Here is a 15521-nt window from a genome sequence, read left to right on the forward strand (position 1 = left end):
CTCTTCGCACCGGACAGACTTAGCTCTGTTCCGGTGCACCGCGGTCGTCGCGGCCAAAGAAGCGGGCATAAAGCGTCGGCAGGACAAACAGCGTCAGCAGCGTGGAGGAAATCAGCCCTCCGATCACGACAGACGCCAGAGGCCGCTCCACTTCCGCGCCTGATCCGCCTGAAAACGCCATCGGAAAAAAGCCCAGACTGGCTACGGATGCCGTCGCCAGAACGGGCCGCAACCGGCTCCGGGCAGCCTGAAACGCGGCATCCGCTGCTGCCAGTCCCTCTTCCCGGAACACGCGGATCTGGCTGACCAGCACCACACCGTTCAGGATCGCCACGCCAAACAGGGCGATGAACCCGATCCCCGCCGCAATGCTGAACGGCAACCCACGCAGGGCCAGCATGAAAATGCCGCCCGTCGCCGCCATCGGCAGATTGGCAAACACCAGAGAGGCTGCGCCAAACGACCCCAAGGCCGCCACGAGCAGCAGGAAAATCAGCGCCAACGCTATCGGCACGACAATGAACAGACGGTGCAGTGCCGATTGCAGATTCCGGAACTGCCCGGCCCAGACCATCCGGTAGCCCTGCGGCAGTTTCACATTCTGCGCCACCGCTTTCTGCGCAGCCGCCACGAACGAACTGACGTCTCGCCCGCGGATATTAGCCTGCACGATCACCCGACGATGGATGTTGTCCCGATCAATGCGCGGCACACCATCCGACAGCACAATGTCCGCGACCTGTGACAGCAGAACCCAGCCTTTTCCATCGGCCCGGCGCACCTGCAGATGCCCGATCCTGTCCGGCGAACTGACCGCATCCGCCCGCAGACGCACCTGCGTGGGAATGATCGCGCCCTGCACCGTCACGGGCTTGCCAACATGCCCGCCCACGGCCTCCACCACTGCCAGGATGTCCGGCACCGCGACCCCGAGCCGGGCTGCCGCATCGCGGTTCACATCGATATGCAGGAACGGCACCGTCCCGCTTCCCTGCAACGCCACATCCGCCGCGCCCTGCACGGTTTGCAGCGTCGTGACAACCTGTCCGGCAATCCGGTTCAACTCCGCCAGGTCATCGCCGTAGATCGAAATTGCAAGCTGTGTCCTGACTCCGGCGAGCAGATCGTCCATTCGCATCTGAATCGGCTGCGACCACGAATACGCTGCATCTGGCAGCGTTTTCTGCAGGGCGTCATTGATTTTCGTGACCAGTTCCGTCTGGGTGGATGCCGTTTTCCACTCGTCGTGGGGTCTCAGGAAAACGAACGTATCGGTCTCGTTCGTTCCCATCGGATCGGTAGGGATTGCCGCCGTCCCCGTGCTGCTCACAACCGTCCGGACTTCGGGGAAAGAGCGCAGGATCTTTTCCTCCGCCGTCACACTGGCCAGCACTGTCTCCAGCGAGGCTCCGGGGAGGCGCGTCGAGGTCACGACCAGCGAGCCCTCTTCAAGCTGCGGTACGAACTCGCCCCCCAGCCGCCCGCCGATCAGCACCGCCGTGATAAATGCGACACCCGTGACGATCAGCAGCCGCCCACTATGGTGCTCGGTCCAGCGCAAAGCGGGCTCGTAATACCGACGCACAGTCCGGACAAACACGGTTTCCCGATCCGCCTGAACCTTGCGCATCAGCATTGCAGCAAGAACCGGCACACAGACGAAGCAGTAAATCAACGACGCCAGCAGGGCCATGATAACCGTCTGGGCCATCGGCCGGAACATCTTGCCCTCGATGCCCTGAAGCGTGAGCACCGGCAGATAGACCATGATGATAACGAAAATCGCGAAACTCACCGGCCGTATCACAGCGCGCGCCGCGTCCGCTGTCAGCGCGGCAAAAGGTTTCCCCTCCCGGTTCTCGCCGCGCTCGACCATGATGTGTTCCACCACGACAAGCGAGCTGTCCACGATCATCCCGAAATCGATCGCACCCAGACTCAGCAGATTGGCCGACACGCCAAACAGCCGCATCCCCGCCATCGCCGCAACCAGCGACGCCGGAATGACGGACACGATCACCAGCGCCGCCCGCCAGTCACCCAGAACGACCACCAGCACGAACAGCACCAGAGCCGCGCCAATCAGCAGGTTTTCCTTGACCGTATGGATGGTCTGACCCGTCAGATCCGCCCGGCTGTAGAAAGGCTCCAGTGTGACACCCGGCGGCAGGGACTGGCGGATGGTCGGCAGGGCACGCCGGATCGCATCCAGCGTCGCATTCGAACTCGCGCCGGTCCGCATCATCACAACGCCAATGACCGCCTCGCCCTTCCCGTCCCGCGTTACTGCCCCGAGCCGTGTGCGCGGTCCTGCGGACACAACACCCATGTCCCGCAGCCGGATCACATGACCATTCGCGCCAAGCTTCACGGGGATGGCGCCAAAATCCGCGAGACTGCCCACCAATGCGCGCCCGACCACGACATTCTGCTCGGCATGATGCGCAATCCAGCCACCACCCGACGAGGCGTTGTTCGTGTCCACGGCCTGAACGATATCGCCGATCGAAACCCCAAACGCCCGCATCCGCGCCGGATCGACGGACACCTGATATGTCTCGACCGATCCACCATTGACGTTGACATCCACCACGCCCGGCACCAGCCGGAGCTGCGGCACTACCGTCCAGGTCATGAGCCGGTTCAGCTCCATCAGCGACAGGCCACCGCCCCGGATCTGGAGCTGCATGATCTCGCCCATGCCGGTCGCAAGCGGCCCCATCGACACACTTACGCCCGGTAGCGTGATGCTGTCCCGTGCCGCCTGCAAACGCTCCGAAACCCGCGTCCGGTCCAGATCAATATCCGTCGCATCATCGAACTGGAGATAGACCGCCGACACCCCCGTCCGCGACACGGACCGTAGATCCGTCACGCCCGGGATTCCGGTCAGACTGGCTTCGACGGGAAAGGTGATAAGTTTTTCGACTTCTTCCGTCGCCAACCCCGGCGCCGTGACGGAGACCATGACCTGTTTAGGCGAAATATCCGGCACAGGCTCGACCGGCAGACCCGGCACGGTCATGATCCCGCCGATCATCAGCGCGACGAGCAGGCCCAGCAGGACAAAACGATTGGACTGAAAGAAACGCAGCATGAAACCCGCTCAGTCCGTATCCAGCCCGCTGACGAGCGACATGGATTTCAGGGCGAAACTGCCTTCCGTCACCACAGCGTCTCCCACCTTCAGATTACCCTGCACAACGGCACTCTCATCCGTAGCGAGCCGGACCCGGACCTCGCGCGGCGCATACCGGCCTTCCGACGTCTGGACATAGACAAGATCACGCCCCTCGATCGTCTGCACCGCATCGGCCGGGACGATCATGCCCTCAACAGCCTCGCTGGTTTCAAGGGTCGCATCCAGCATGACGCCGGGCCTCAGGAACGCCACAGGTCGGTCCACGACACACACAACCTTGACCAGCCCCGTCGCCGGGTCTGCAACGCCATCAATCGTCGTGATCTTCGCACGGAACGGCTCGACCCGCGCATTGCCCGAAGGCCGGACCGTCACGACACTTCCCAAACCCAGCCGGGACACCTCGTCCGGCCGCAGATCCGCAACGATCCAGACGCCTGACAGATCCACGACCGTCGCCACGGCCTGTCCCGGTGTAACGTCGGACGCCACAGAGGTCTGGATGGACTGGACCACACCTCGCACCGGCGAAATGAGCGTGGAGGCTTCATCCTGCACGATCTTCTCCGTCACGGAAGTGAACTCTTCCGTCAGGCGATGCTCGATCAGCCCGATATCCGCTTCCCGCGCCACGACCGTGCTGCGGGCCTGCTGCACCGCCGCCTGACGTCGCCGTACTTCCCCGACCGACACCGTACTGCCCACAAGCGCCTGCCCCCGGCGGTAGGCCAATTCGGCCTCTCCGAGCGTTGCCTTTGCCGAGGCCAGAGCTGCCTGATCCTGCTCCATCTGAAGATGCAGCACATGCAGCGAATGATCGGTGTAATCAATGAGTGCCTGCCCCGGCTCCACGGTCTGCCCCGGTGTCACCCTGACCGCCGTGACCTTGCCGTCTCCGCTCGCACGGATCACGACTGTCCGTGACAGATCTGCGCTCACCTGAGCCAGCGCCGACACCGTGTCATGCAGCGTCCCCTGTCGGACGGCCGCAGTCCGCAGATGCTCCGCATCCCGCGCCTGCGCCCCCAGTGTCAGGGGTTGCATCCAGCCCGGCGTTTCAGCCGCATGCGCACAATTCAGAGCACATGCAGCCACCCCGACAAGCAGAAAACGTGAAAAGCGGCTCATGGAATGGTTCCCGTCGCAATGCCCATCCGGATAACGGCCGCATGCCAGGCAATCTCCGCACGATTCAGATCCAGAAGCGCACGATACGCGTCCGTCCGGGCCCGCAGCGCCTCGATCAGCGGCGTCTCGCCCACCCGCCAGGACCGCTCCATCCCGTCCGCCCGGTGCAGCATGGAACTGGCTTCGATGCGGGCATTGGAGCGCGCGCCGGTCGCTGCCACCAGCCGCGCCCGGACCTGCGCCATTTCGTTGCGTACAGCCCGACGCGCCTCGACCTCCTGTCTTGTCGCAGCCGCCATGCGGTCCCGGGCCGCTGATTCCTGCGGCGTATTCGTTACTGCACTTGGCAAAGGCACCCGCAGATTGACGCCCACCTGCGTGTCCCACGGACTGCCGTACTGCCCCTGGTCAATCGCATCGACACCCACTTCGGGGTTGGGCATGAAGCTCCTGCGGACCAGCTTCATCTGGTTCTGCGCGGCAATCACGGCCTGATGCGTCGCCCGCACCCGTGGATCAATATCCTCGACCCAGCGTCCGTCATTCGCCCGTGTCAGCGCCAGCCAGTGGTCATCCGCCTGCGTGATGTCCGGCACCCCCGGCAAACCCGTCAGGGTTCGCAACTGGCTCGCGGTGGTTTCGATTTCCTCAGCGGCCATGTCGGCTTCGGTCCGGGCCTGAGCGAGCTGGGCCTCTACGGCCTGCTGGTCCGACATCGCCGTCTCGCCCGCATGTCCGGCCCGTTGCACATCCGCTTCGATCCGGCGCAAGGCGGTCACCGTGGCCAGTGCGGCGGTCTGCCGACGCATCGCCATAATCGCGGCCCCGGTTGCATCCACGACCCGCACTGCAACAGACATGCGCTCCACATCCAGGCGAACGGTCGCGGTTTTGGCTTCGGCCTTCGCGACATTCTCGGTCGCGGTTCCCTGCCCGGGCAGCCAGAGCGGCACCGAAACACCTCCCTGCCAGGTGATGTACCCGTGATTGTCCCCACTGATACGGTCATCGTAGTACTGGCCATTCAGCGTCGGGCCGCCCGCGAACCAGGATTGCGCCGCCTTCGCCCGCGCGTCCGCGGACTCCTGATTGGTCTCAAGCTCAATCCGGATGGGGTCGTTTTTCCAGGCTGCGGCAATCGCATCATGCATCGAAAGCGGTGCCGTCATACTCCCTTCGGCACGGCCATTTTCTGCGCCCGAAACGCAGATTACAGCCACAAATGCCACGCTAGCCAGCAGCCAGCGCGACCCTCCTGCACACCGCGCAACGCAAAGGGAATGAAATGCCATTCCCGTCTCATCCCTCGACCGGCAGAGCGTGTCAACGGACGGAAATGCGACTCTTTTCTCCCGCCCCGGATACGCCCCGCGGCTCCTCTGCCAATTGCTCCCCTTCTTAAAGAGCCTTATGTCTCAACGACTAAGAGTCATTCTCATTTAATAACTGTCCTTACTTCCATAAGGCCCTACACATATGCTGATCCATATTCCGAGTGTCCTTTCTCCCGAACAGGTCAGTCATTTCCGCAGCAGGCTGGAAGCGGCCGAATGGACGGATGGCCGCATCACTGCCGGAGAACAGTCCGCAAGAGCCAAGTTGAACCTCCAGATCCCGCAGGATTCTGCGGAATGCCGGGAACTCGGAGAAATTATCCTGCGCGCTCTGGGCCGAAATCCGACGTTTAACAGCGCGGCCCTGCCGTTGCGCGTCTATCCGCCGCTGTTCAACCGCTACGATACCGGCATGCATTTCGACGCCCATGTGGACAACGCCATCCGCCCCATTCCGGGGACCGGAATGCGCATCCGCACCGACGTCTCTTCCACGTTGTTCCTCACAGACCCAGAGGAATATGAAGGCGGAGAACTCGTCATTCAGGATACCTACGGCACCCAGAGCGTGAAACTTCCAGCCGGCGACATGGTACTTTACCCCTCGACCAGCCTGCACAGCGTCAATCGCATCACTCAAGGCAGCCGCTGGGCCTCCTTCTTCTGGTCCCAGTCCATGGTGCGTGATGACACAAAGCGCAGACTTCTCTACGACTTCGACTGCTCCATTATCGAAACCCGCAAAGCCCTGCCGGACAGTCACCCCGCCGTTCTGGGCCTGACATCGACCTATCACAACCTTCTCCGCCAATGGGCCGAACTCTGAACCCACAGAAAATTTTCATGAGAAGATACACTCCGACAGAGGTGTTTTTAACCAAAACAAGCACCTCTACGGACACATATAAAAATAGAAAAGCGGGTTCTCAATCGTGTGTCAGAGGCACTATGAAAGATCAGATTCCCTCACAGAAATGATGAAAAACATTCTCTCCAGAATAGGTTAAATAAAAACTGACATTATCTCCAAAAACATCCCCAAACATGTTCGGAGAAGATTGATACAAAAGACCCAGACAGCCTTTTAACGAACGTTTAATTATTGTAGGATACTAATCAGTTCTCCTATCGAGAGAGTCAATCCAGGTGATGGAAAAGCAAAAGGATGATTTCAGGAAAAGTCTGAATTCTGTCCAAAACTGGCCTCAAGGAGCCCGGGATGACTTTGTCCTTCACGCTCTGGACTGCTCCGCCATTGTTGCCATTACCGATACACGTGGTCGCATTCTTTCCGTTAACAGCCGCTTCGAGGAAATCAGCGGCTACACTCGTGAAGAGCTGATCGGAAACGACCACCGCATGCTGCGGTCGAAGCAGCATGACAAGAAATTCTTCCGCCAGATGTATCGCACAATTGCCTCAGGCAATGTCTGGCACGGCGAAATCTGTAACCGTCGCCAGGATGGTAGTCTTTACTGGGTCGATACCACAATTGTGCCCCATGTTTCAGACAATGGAAAAGTCACGAGCTACGTAGCCATTCGCTTTGACATAACAGATCGAAAACAAGCAGAAAATCATCTGAAATCAAGTCGCAAAAAATTACAGAAAGTCGTCAATACCGACTTTCTGACCAAGATTTCAAACCGGCTGCATTTCTCACATATTCTACGCAAAACCCTCCGCGCGAGCACCGCAAGCCATATCTGTCTGGCGCTGCTCGACGTGGACACCTTCAAGACAATCAATGATACTTCAGGGCATGATTCCGGCGATCGTCTGCTTCGTAAAGTTGCCGAGAAACTTCAAGCATTCGAAAACGACAACTGCTTTATCGCTCGCATTGGAGGAGACGAATTTGCGGTTCTCATGACAGGTGAAACACCAAGCCTGTTTGAAACGGTTCTTCTGGACATCCTGAAGCAGATGCGGTTCAGCCTTCGCAACAGAACCGTGACGCATGCCTGTACAGTCAGTATCGGTTATGTTTGCGTCCCTCTCTCCGGTGCGCGGGAAAAAACCCTTCTGAAATGCGCCGATCTGGCCCTTTATGCGGCCAAAACCGGCGGTCGGAACCGTGTCCGGGAATACCATCCCGCCATGGAAGAAAAGCTGGACCTCGCGGCGCGTCTGCGTCGTCGTGTCCAGACAGGATTACGCGACCAGAGCATCACGGTGTTCTATCAACCCATTTTTTCCCTGAGCGTCCCCGGACGTATTTCATTCGAAGCTCTCCTGCACTGGGACCACCCACAGCACAAAGTGCTTTCTCCGCAATATTTCCCGGAGGTTTTTGAAGATCACAGTCTGACCATGACCCTGAATACTTTCGTGACGCACAGGGTCATGGAAGATATGAGCAGACTGCGTGAACAGAACGTCCGTTTTGAGCGCATCGCCATCAACATCACATCCTGCGATTTCGAGAACACCGACTTTTTCCGAAAACTCGACAGCCTCGCGGACGACATGAATGTTCCGCTTAATTCCCTGGCGCTCGAAATTACCGAAAACATCTTCTCCCGGCCGCACCATCAGCAGGTCGAACGCGAACTCGATACCTTGCATCGCAAGGGAGTTCAGATTTCACTGGACGATTTCGGCACGGGATTTGCGTCCCTGACCCACCTCAAAACCATCACGTTCGATTACGTCAAGATCAACCGTGCGTTTGTGTCCGGACTGGAACGTCACGGTACGGATGCGGCAATTATCAGGGGCGTGATCGACATCGTCCACAGCCTTGGCCGCAAGGTTGTCGCCGAAGGCATCAGGAGCGCCTCGCAGGTTCGTGCGCTGCTGGAGATGGAATGTGATTTCGTGCAGGGAGATTTTCTGTGCGAAGCGGTGCCGGTCATGGACATCCCGGCCGCACTGGAAAAAATCCGCTACAAGGCACTTCTGTAAAGGCCTTGTAGCGGGAAAGTCTGGCGGGAACTTCAGCCCGTCAGGTCCTGTTATTCAGAAACGCTGGTCAATGCCGGTCAGGATCGTGCGACGCAGACCGTATTGCGGCGCGCCCACCCCGATGCCACTGCCATCACGCAGCAGATAGGTCCGGTCAAACAGATTGGTCACATCCAAACGAAGCTGGGTCCGTTTGAGGAAAGGAACGTGGAACAGATCCTTGAAGGACTGGACCAGCGACAGGTTGAATGTCGCGTACTGCGGAACCGAAGCCCCGTTGGGCGTCGCGCCATCAGCTCGCAGACCGCTGCCATAGACCATTGTTGCAGACAGACGCAGCGGATGACCGGTTCTGTGGAAGAAGGAATAGCTTCCCCCTGCCGAAGCGGTCCAGCGCTGATCGTGGTCAAGATGGATCCAGCGCTTGCTGGTATAGGCCAGATCGTCCGGGCTGAAGTTCCACTGGGCGGTCGTGATGTCCTTGCCGATAGCGCGGGACCAGGAGAAGTTGCCATAAACGCTAAATGCGCCGCGGGTATAGTCCGTCGCAAATTCATAACCATGAACCTGACCGCGACGATAATTGAACGCCGACAGGATCACCGGGGAGCCGAACTGCCCTTCATCAATCATGTTCTTGGCGAGCTTCACATAGGCATCAAAAGAGGCATGCCAGCCCGGCAGAATTGTCTGTGAGAAACCCGCATCAAAATAATGGTCACGCTCAGCCTTGACGTTGCTATTCAGGAACGTTCCTGGAGCTGCAGATGTATTAGCGAACTTGTTGAGCGATGTACCACCCACCAGCTCGAACGGCGGCGGCGTGAAGTAACGGGAGTATCCTGCATGGAACGTGCCACCGTGCCAAGGCTTGTAAACGATGTTCAGGCGTGGGCTGACCTGCTTGGCATGCGTGTATTCATCCACGCCATCAAAACGCAGACCATAATTGACTGTCAGATTCTTAAGCGGACGCCATTCATCCTGCGCATAGAGGCCATACATCCACCCCGTGCGGCCCGTACCATCATGAATGGTGAGTGGATTGTCGGAATAAATCGCGCCTCCATCGGCATCTTCGCCACTCTGAGGATAAACGGTTGAATCTGATTTGGAAACGTTACGTTCCACATAGATCTGATAACCGAAGCGGACAGTATGGTCCTTTGCGGCCTGCCATGTGGCATCGGACTGCGTTCCCGTCGAGAAGACAGAACGGGCCGCACGCTGTGCAATGCCGTTGTATACCAGATCGCCCAGCGGATCAGGCGAATAGCGCAGGGAGCTGTAACGCATTACGGCGGAGGTCTGGAAGCTCAGCTTGCCCATATCCTTTTGCAGGGACAGGATGCCGAAATCCGTGATTTCCTTCTGATGCTCGGTCAGGCTCGAACTGTCGCCATTCCCGTAAAGCTTCTGGGACAGGTCGCTGCCGGCAAAAGACGGGTTAGCAAACTGGCGCTGCAATCCCGGATTGTTGGGAAGCTGATATTCGGCGTTGGACACACCGGCCGTGAAGCTGATCCGGGTGTTTTCATCAACTGTGTAACGACCGTGACCGAGGAAATGATACTGGTTCGTCAGATCGTGCAGGGCGTTGAAGCTCGGCGTCGTGTTTTCGATACCGACACGGTTATGAACGAAATCACCCGTCGCAAACCAGTCCCACTTCCCGTGATGACCGCCGAACTGCACGGACGGAAAGAAGTAATCGCGCGCGCCGCCGTAAATCGAAACATCGCCGCCAGCATCCGAATAGCCGTTCTTGGTGGTGATATCGATCACGCCAGCCTGAAGAAACCCGTACTCGCTGGGAAGCGCGCCGGTCGTCAGTGACATGGAGTGGGCAAAGCGCGTCATGAGCGTCTGTCCGAACACGCTCATCCCTTCCGGAAGCGCTACGCCATCAAGACGGAACTGCACTTCGTTATGATCGCCGCGGATATGGATCTGTCCATAGCTGTCCTGCGCCACGCCTGGCGCCTGAAGCAGCAGGGCGTTCAGTGGCGCATTGTCGCCGCCCGGATTGGTCTCAATCGCCTGACGCGAGAAATTATAAACCGTGGCGCCTGTTGACGGCTGAAGTGCAGCGCGGGCGCGTTCGAGATGGGCATTGACGGTCACGTCATCCGAGCCTGCACGACTGATTTCCGTCGTGGTCGTTCCATGCTGGTCGTCGGCATGGCCGAAGCTGGAACGGGCGGCGGAAGCCTCATCGTCCGTCTGGGCATCGGCGGGGGCCGCAGTGGTCTGGGAAGACGTTGCAGACGGCGTTACCGACTGGGCAAACGCGGAATCGGCAAGGGCGGTGGTGCAGCCCAGCAGCAACAGAAATGAACGGGCAGACACGAAAGACGGCATGAAACCTCCGGACAGGGATGCAGGCAGAGACGAAGGATTGTCGGAGCGGACCTCTTATTATGTTATATCATAACGATTCAAGCGAAATCTGTCCCGCTGACCCACCACATGGCGTTGCGCGTTGGCGCTGTTGCACAAGTACAATATAAGCACCGTGAATTGCCGGCTTTGCTTGCGCTCTCAGGCAGACTGCCCCACGACTGACGCTGTCCTTTTCAGGAGCTCCGACCTTTCCATGACGCTTCGCAAGGCTCTTCTCCTGAGCGCCAGCCTCCTCGGTCCATCCCTCGCTCTCGCCGCCCCCACAGAGAAAGCGAAACCGCTGCACGGAAAAACCGGAGCGCCCCATCACACGAGTGCCCATCCGGCAGTTGCCCAACCAGCCCCGCGTAAAGCAGCCCCACAGTCCGTTCAGGCTCACGGTACCGAAACGATCGCCGTCACCGCACAACGCACGGATTTCGCCTTCGTCGCAGCACAGCATCTCCCCGATGCCGACACCCGCCTGAGTGCAGAACGCCTGATCCAGCGCGGCGTCGTCACCCTGCGCGGTCTGGAGCGTGTGGCACCCAACCTGACCATCCAGTCAATCAATGGCACGGCCTCCACCAATTTCTATCTGCGCGGCGTCGGCTTCAACGACTTCACCCAGAACAACATTCCCACCGTCATGACCTATTTCGATGACGTTCCGTTCGCGTTCTCGACTCTGTCGAGCGGGCTGATGTTCGATCTCGCGGACGTCACAGTCGCTCCCGGGCCGGTCGGGACCACACATGGCCAGTCTGATACCGGTGGTGAAATCCGCTTCCGCACCGCCGACCCGACCAGCACATGGCATTACGGCGCCAGTCAGGACATCGCGTCCTATGCGCGCAGCCGGAGCGAGGCCTATATTTCAGGCCCAATCGCCAAAGGGCTCGACTTCCGTCTGGCCGGACAGATCCGACAGGGTGGCGGCTGGCAGACCGATCCGCAGAACGGCGCGCATCTGGGCGATGCGGACTCCTACGCCCTGCGCGGCAAGCTGCGCTGGCATTCGGACGACAACCGCACCACGATCCTGCTGTCTGGACATTTCGTACAGGACAACAGCCAGGTCGTGACAAGTCAGGCCGTCCATCGCCTGATAGGTAAAACCGGGCTGCCCCATCTTGGTCAACGTGAGGCCGAATGGTCCATGCGTCCTCAATTTGCAGAACTAGTTGGACGCTCACCCGGCCTTAAACCCAGCGAACACAACCAGTTCTGGGGCTGGGATCTGCATATGGACCATGATTTCGGATTGGCTAAACTCACATCCGTCACCGCCTTCGAAACCGGACGACAAGGCGAATACACCGATCAGGACGGCACATCACGGGCCGAAGCCGACACCTACCGCACCATCAGCGCCAATGCCTTCACGCAGGAACTGCGTCTGGGCTCCAGCAATCCTGACAGCCGCCTGCAATGGGTCGTAGGCGCGTTCTATCAGCGCAGCCGGATGAAACAGCGCTTTTTCTTTGACTATACCGACTATGCGGCGCGCGGTTACATGATGGCGACGTCTTTTTCCATGAATCAGGAGAGCACGTCTGAATTCGGCCATGTCAGCTACCAGCTGCCCCATAATGTCACGCTGTTTGCGGGCTTGCTGCACGAAATCGACGACCGCAGCCTGCCGGGCCTGACATCTGAAATCTTCGGCGGCAAAACAACGGCTTTCCACGGCGAAAGCACGGCCGCGGCACAGTTTGCGGGCCAAGTCGGCGTCTCATGGCAGGCGACAAAAACCACGCTCGTCTATTACAAAATGAGCAAGGGCTTCAAACCCGGCGGCTTCAGTGCCAACAACACCCAGATCCAGGCCCAGCTCGACCCGTTCGGCCCCGAGACGGTTCTGACCTACGAATTCGGCTTCAAAAGCGATCCGATCCCCAATGTCCTGCGTCTGAATGGTGCCGCGTTCTATAACGACTTCCATGGCCAGCAGGTTGTCGGCACGGTCCTGATCCCGAATTACGGCCCGCTCAGCGAAATCACGAACGTCCCGAAATCTGAAAGCTGGGGCTTTGAAGGCACGGTCGAATTCCACCCCATACGCCATGTTTTCGTAACGCAGAACATTGGCTGGCAGCGTGGGAATTATCAGGACTTCCTGAACGTCAACCGCGCCGCCACGAATGCGGCCTACGCCAAAACGGGCGTCTGGCGGGCCGTCAACAGCAACTTTGCAGGCGTGGATAACGGCCAGCCCAAGCTGACCCTAAACGGTCAGGCGGAATGGCGACAGCCTCTGACATCGGCTCTCGGGCTCGATGTCGGGCCAGACTGGTCGTATCGCGGCAGTCAGGCCATCGCGGTCGGCGGCACGGGCTTTTATCGCCTGCCACCGTATTTTCTGCTCGGCGCCCATGCGACCCTGCGCCCCTCATCAGGGAAGTGGGAGGCCACTATTTACGCCTCCAACCTACTCAACCGCAGCTTTTTCGAAAGCGGCGGCATGGCGACGACGACCTATTTCTATATCCCCGGCCCGCCGCGCTTCATCGGCGGCCGGATCTCATACGGCTTCTGAAAGGCGTTTCTCCCCTCAGCAGGAAATCAGACACCGCGCGAGCGACTGGATTTCCCGCAGATTGCTCTGCGCGTCCATGGGCTCGCGCCCCAGCATGTTCATGGCGCGGAAATGGATCGTGCTGAGAAGCATGTCCAGAACCGTATCGGCATGCTGGCAGAAGACTTTCTCGCCCCGCCGGCTTGCGCGCTCAAGAAACAGCGCCATCTGCGCACGCGCCGGCACCACACTGACTTCCCACAAAACCTGACCGAACTCTGGATCATGCACGGCCTCACCCAGCAGAGTGCCGTAAGTCCGGCCCAGCGGGGTGGCGAGGAAGCGGATACGCGCGGCAATGAGTTCGTCTACATCCCCGGCAAAGCTTCCCGTATCAATCTGCGGCGTCAGATCATCGCGCCACAAACGGATCGCATCGAAGAACATCGCCTGTTTCGTGGGCCAGCGCCGATAGACCGTAGCGGTTGAAACGCCTGCGGCCTTGGCCACGCGACTGATGGTGAGGCCCTGATAGCCTTCTTCCGCCAGAACCTGCGCGATTGCCGCGAGGATATTGTCTTTCAGGCCAAGATTGATCGGCCGTCCCGGCGCACGGATCAACGCACGGTCCCGGACGGGAACATGAACAGGCTTTAGCGGTAAAGTATGTGTCACTGCGGTCTGCGACATGAGTATTTCCCTTCCTGACCATTTGATCGGTCGACATCATCTTTTGAGTTAACGCAGCTAGTCAGAGATAGACGCTTCGTTACAACACGCAATTGCGTTTATTTGATATCAAAAGATGTCCATTTTCCATCAGGGAATAACGTGACTCGCCTGAAGCGCCGTTCTTTTGGCCTGAACTGCCGCTGCATCCATCGGGACCGATCGGACGGATGCGACCTCCTGAGCGGAAATCCCGGACGACGATCCGCCTCCCAGCGTCGCTGCATAGCTCAGAACAGCGGCAATATCGTCATCGGAGAGCGCCTTAAACGACGGCATAAATCCCTTGTAGGACTGCCCTTCCACAAGAATCGGCCCATGCAGCCCGTTCACCAGAACCGCCGCAAGATATGCCTTCCCCTCGGGTGAAGAAGCGATGGCACCAACCCGCCCCGCAAGGGCCGGAAAAGTGCCGGGCCGCCCTGCGCCCGCAGGGCCGTGACACATCGCGCATTTTCCCGCGTAGAGCGCCGCACCATCCGCCGCCATCGCCGCAGACGCCACCAACGGTCCCATGCCAAGAAGCCCCGCCAGCATGATCCTGAACCCGTGTCTCATCATCATGGCCCGAAGCCCTCCGGCATATGCGTTGTCGTAGCAGTTTGAAACACACTACCCCCCGCTTCGTCTGAAAGCTACCGCTCCCGGCGAAGCAGCGTGTCTTTCTCGAAAGCGCAAATCCGCCTATCCTGCCGTCATCTTTCCTGCCGGAACTCCGGCACAGTCGGCAGAGGTTCCGCATGACCCAGAGTGAGACGCCCCCTCCCGAGGGCGGCACGAAACGGCGCGATCTGCTGACGACCGCAACCGTAACGCTGGGCTGCGCAGGGGCCTGCGCCCTTGCCGTTCCCTTTCTCAACAGCCTGAAAAACCCGGCGGCCACGACTTTGTCCGACAAGACGATCGAGGTCGATCTGTCCTCTCTCGCCCCCGGACAGGACATGACCGTACAATGGCAGGACTGGCCCATTTTCATCCAGCGCCGCACACCCCAGATGCTGGCCGCACTCCAGACCCCCGCACACATCGCCACCCTGCGCGACGCGAACTCAAAAATGTTGCAGCAGCCGAAAGATGCCACGAACTGGCACCGTTCGGTGCGTCCCGATTATGGGGTTCTGGTCGGGATCTGCACCCATCTGGGCTGCGTCCCGTCTTTCGAGAAACCCGGTTCCGCGCCCGAAGCGGCGGGAGGATATTTCTGCCCCTGTCACGGCTCAAATTTCGATGCTGCAGGTCGTGTCGCAGAACGCGCACCCGCGCCATATAATCTGCCCGTCCCACCTGTGACGTTCCTTTCCGACACGAAAATCCGCATCGGCCACAGCGCGGGCGATCCAGGGTTCAGCATGTCCGACATCCAGCAGATCTGAGGACCGGA

General features: G+C 59.4%; 10 protein-coding genes. 4 read left to right on the plus strand and 6 right to left on the minus strand.

What is annotated here, in order from left to right; all coding sequences use genetic code 11:
- Nucleotides 1-19 precede the first annotated feature (19 nt).
- From HKD21_RS00070 to HKD21_RS00080, 3 genes are read right to left on the minus strand one after another with little or no spacing between them, the layout of a single operon-like run.
- On the minus strand, nucleotides 20-3097 hold the full coding sequence (locus tag HKD21_RS00070) for an efflux RND transporter permease subunit (RefSeq protein ID WP_194253664.1): 3078 nt from the start codon (nucleotides 3095-3097) through the stop codon (nucleotides 20-22).
- Nucleotides 3098-3106: 9 nt separating this feature from the next.
- Nucleotides 3107-4270: an efflux RND transporter periplasmic adaptor subunit gene (locus HKD21_RS00075; protein WP_194253665.1), complete on the minus strand. Its 1164-nt coding sequence runs from the start codon at nucleotides 4268-4270 to the stop codon at nucleotides 3107-3109.
- Entirely contained in the window at nucleotides 4267-5439 is a 1173-nt protein-coding gene (locus HKD21_RS00080) for a TolC family protein (protein WP_407646512.1), read from the minus strand. Before HKD21_RS00080 ends, HKD21_RS00075 begins: the two co-directional genes overlap by 4 nt.
- Nucleotides 5440-5746: 307 nt before the next feature.
- Between HKD21_RS00080 and HKD21_RS00085 the strand changes: the two genes are divergently transcribed.
- Together HKD21_RS00085 and HKD21_RS00090 are read left to right on the plus strand one after the other, a co-directional pair.
- Nucleotides 5747-6430, plus strand: coding sequence for a Fe2+-dependent dioxygenase (locus tag HKD21_RS00085; protein WP_194253667.1), 684 nt, complete (start codon nucleotides 5747-5749; stop codon nucleotides 6428-6430).
- A gap of 323 nt (nucleotides 6431-6753) precedes the next feature.
- Nucleotides 6754-8511, plus strand: a complete 1758-nt coding sequence (locus tag HKD21_RS00090) for a putative bifunctional diguanylate cyclase/phosphodiesterase (protein WP_194254049.1) — start codon at nucleotides 6754-6756, stop codon at nucleotides 8509-8511.
- Between the two features lie 54 nt (nucleotides 8512-8565).
- Here the strand turns inward: HKD21_RS00090 and HKD21_RS00095 are convergent, their stop codons facing one another.
- Nucleotides 8566-10872, minus strand: a complete 2307-nt coding sequence (locus HKD21_RS00095) for a TonB-dependent receptor (RefSeq protein WP_194253668.1) — start codon at nucleotides 10870-10872, stop codon at nucleotides 8566-8568.
- A gap of 235 nt (nucleotides 10873-11107) precedes the next feature.
- On the opposite strand from HKD21_RS00095, the gene HKD21_RS00100 reads away from it, so the two are divergent.
- Nucleotides 11108-13432 (plus strand): TonB-dependent receptor, encoded by a 2325-nt coding sequence (locus tag HKD21_RS00100; protein ID WP_194253669.1) that lies wholly within the window; start codon nucleotides 11108-11110, stop codon nucleotides 13430-13432.
- A 15-nt stretch (nucleotides 13433-13447) separates the two neighbouring features.
- On the opposite strand, the gene HKD21_RS00105 is transcribed toward HKD21_RS00100, so the two are convergent.
- The gene (locus HKD21_RS00105) at nucleotides 13448-14101 is read right to left on the minus strand and encodes a TetR/AcrR family transcriptional regulator (protein ID WP_194253670.1); all 654 of its coding nucleotides are present in this window, start codon (nucleotides 14099-14101) and stop codon (nucleotides 13448-13450) included.
- A gap of 129 nt (nucleotides 14102-14230) precedes the next feature.
- The gene (locus HKD21_RS00110; RefSeq protein WP_228120635.1) at nucleotides 14231-14704 is read right to left on the minus strand and encodes a c-type cytochrome; all 474 of its coding nucleotides are present in this window, start codon (nucleotides 14702-14704) and stop codon (nucleotides 14231-14233) included.
- 176 nt (nucleotides 14705-14880) lie between these two features.
- Here HKD21_RS00110 and petA point away from each other — a divergent pair, with 176 nt between their 5' ends.
- Nucleotides 14881-15513, plus strand: a complete 633-nt coding sequence (gene petA, locus HKD21_RS00115) for a ubiquinol-cytochrome c reductase iron-sulfur subunit (RefSeq protein WP_194253671.1) — start codon at nucleotides 14881-14883, stop codon at nucleotides 15511-15513.
- Nucleotides 15514-15521 lie beyond the last annotated feature (8 nt).

The organism is Gluconobacter cerevisiae (assembly GCF_015244675.1).
Lineage (GTDB): Bacteria > Pseudomonadota > Alphaproteobacteria > Acetobacterales > Acetobacteraceae > Gluconobacter > Gluconobacter cerevisiae.

What these genes read in the sequence shown, in the direction of transcription:
- HKD21_RS00070 (WP_194253664.1), bottom strand. Translation starts at nt 3,097, where the DNA reads ATGCTGCGTTTCTTTCAGTCCAATCGTTTTGTCCTGCTGGGCCTGCTC.
- HKD21_RS00075 (WP_194253665.1), bottom strand. Translation starts at nt 4,270, where the DNA reads ATGAGCCGCTTTTCACGTTTTCTGCTTGTCGGGGTGGCTGCATGTGCT.
- HKD21_RS00080 (WP_407646512.1), bottom strand. Translation starts at nt 5,439, where the DNA reads ATGACGGCACCGCTTTCGATGCATGATGCGATTGCCGCAGCCTGGAAA.
- HKD21_RS00085 (WP_194253667.1), top strand. Translation starts at nt 5,747, where the DNA reads ATGCTGATCCATATTCCGAGTGTCCTTTCTCCCGAACAGGTCAGTCAT.
- HKD21_RS00090 (WP_194254049.1), top strand. Translation starts at nt 6,754, where the DNA reads ATGGAAAAGCAAAAGGATGATTTCAGGAAAAGTCTGAATTCTGTCCAA.
- HKD21_RS00095 (WP_194253668.1), bottom strand. Translation starts at nt 10,872, where the DNA reads ATGCCGTCTTTCGTGTCTGCCCGTTCATTTCTGTTGCTGCTGGGCTGC.
- HKD21_RS00100 (WP_194253669.1), top strand. Translation starts at nt 11,108, where the DNA reads ATGACGCTTCGCAAGGCTCTTCTCCTGAGCGCCAGCCTCCTCGGTCCA.
- HKD21_RS00105 (WP_194253670.1), bottom strand. Translation starts at nt 14,101, where the DNA reads ATGTCGCAGACCGCAGTGACACATACTTTACCGCTAAAGCCTGTTCAT.
- HKD21_RS00110 (WP_228120635.1), bottom strand. Translation starts at nt 14,704, where the DNA reads ATGATGATGAGACACGGGTTCAGGATCATGCTGGCGGGGCTTCTTGGC.
- petA (WP_194253671.1), top strand. Translation starts at nt 14,881, where the DNA reads ATGACCCAGAGTGAGACGCCCCCTCCCGAGGGCGGCACGAAACGGCGC.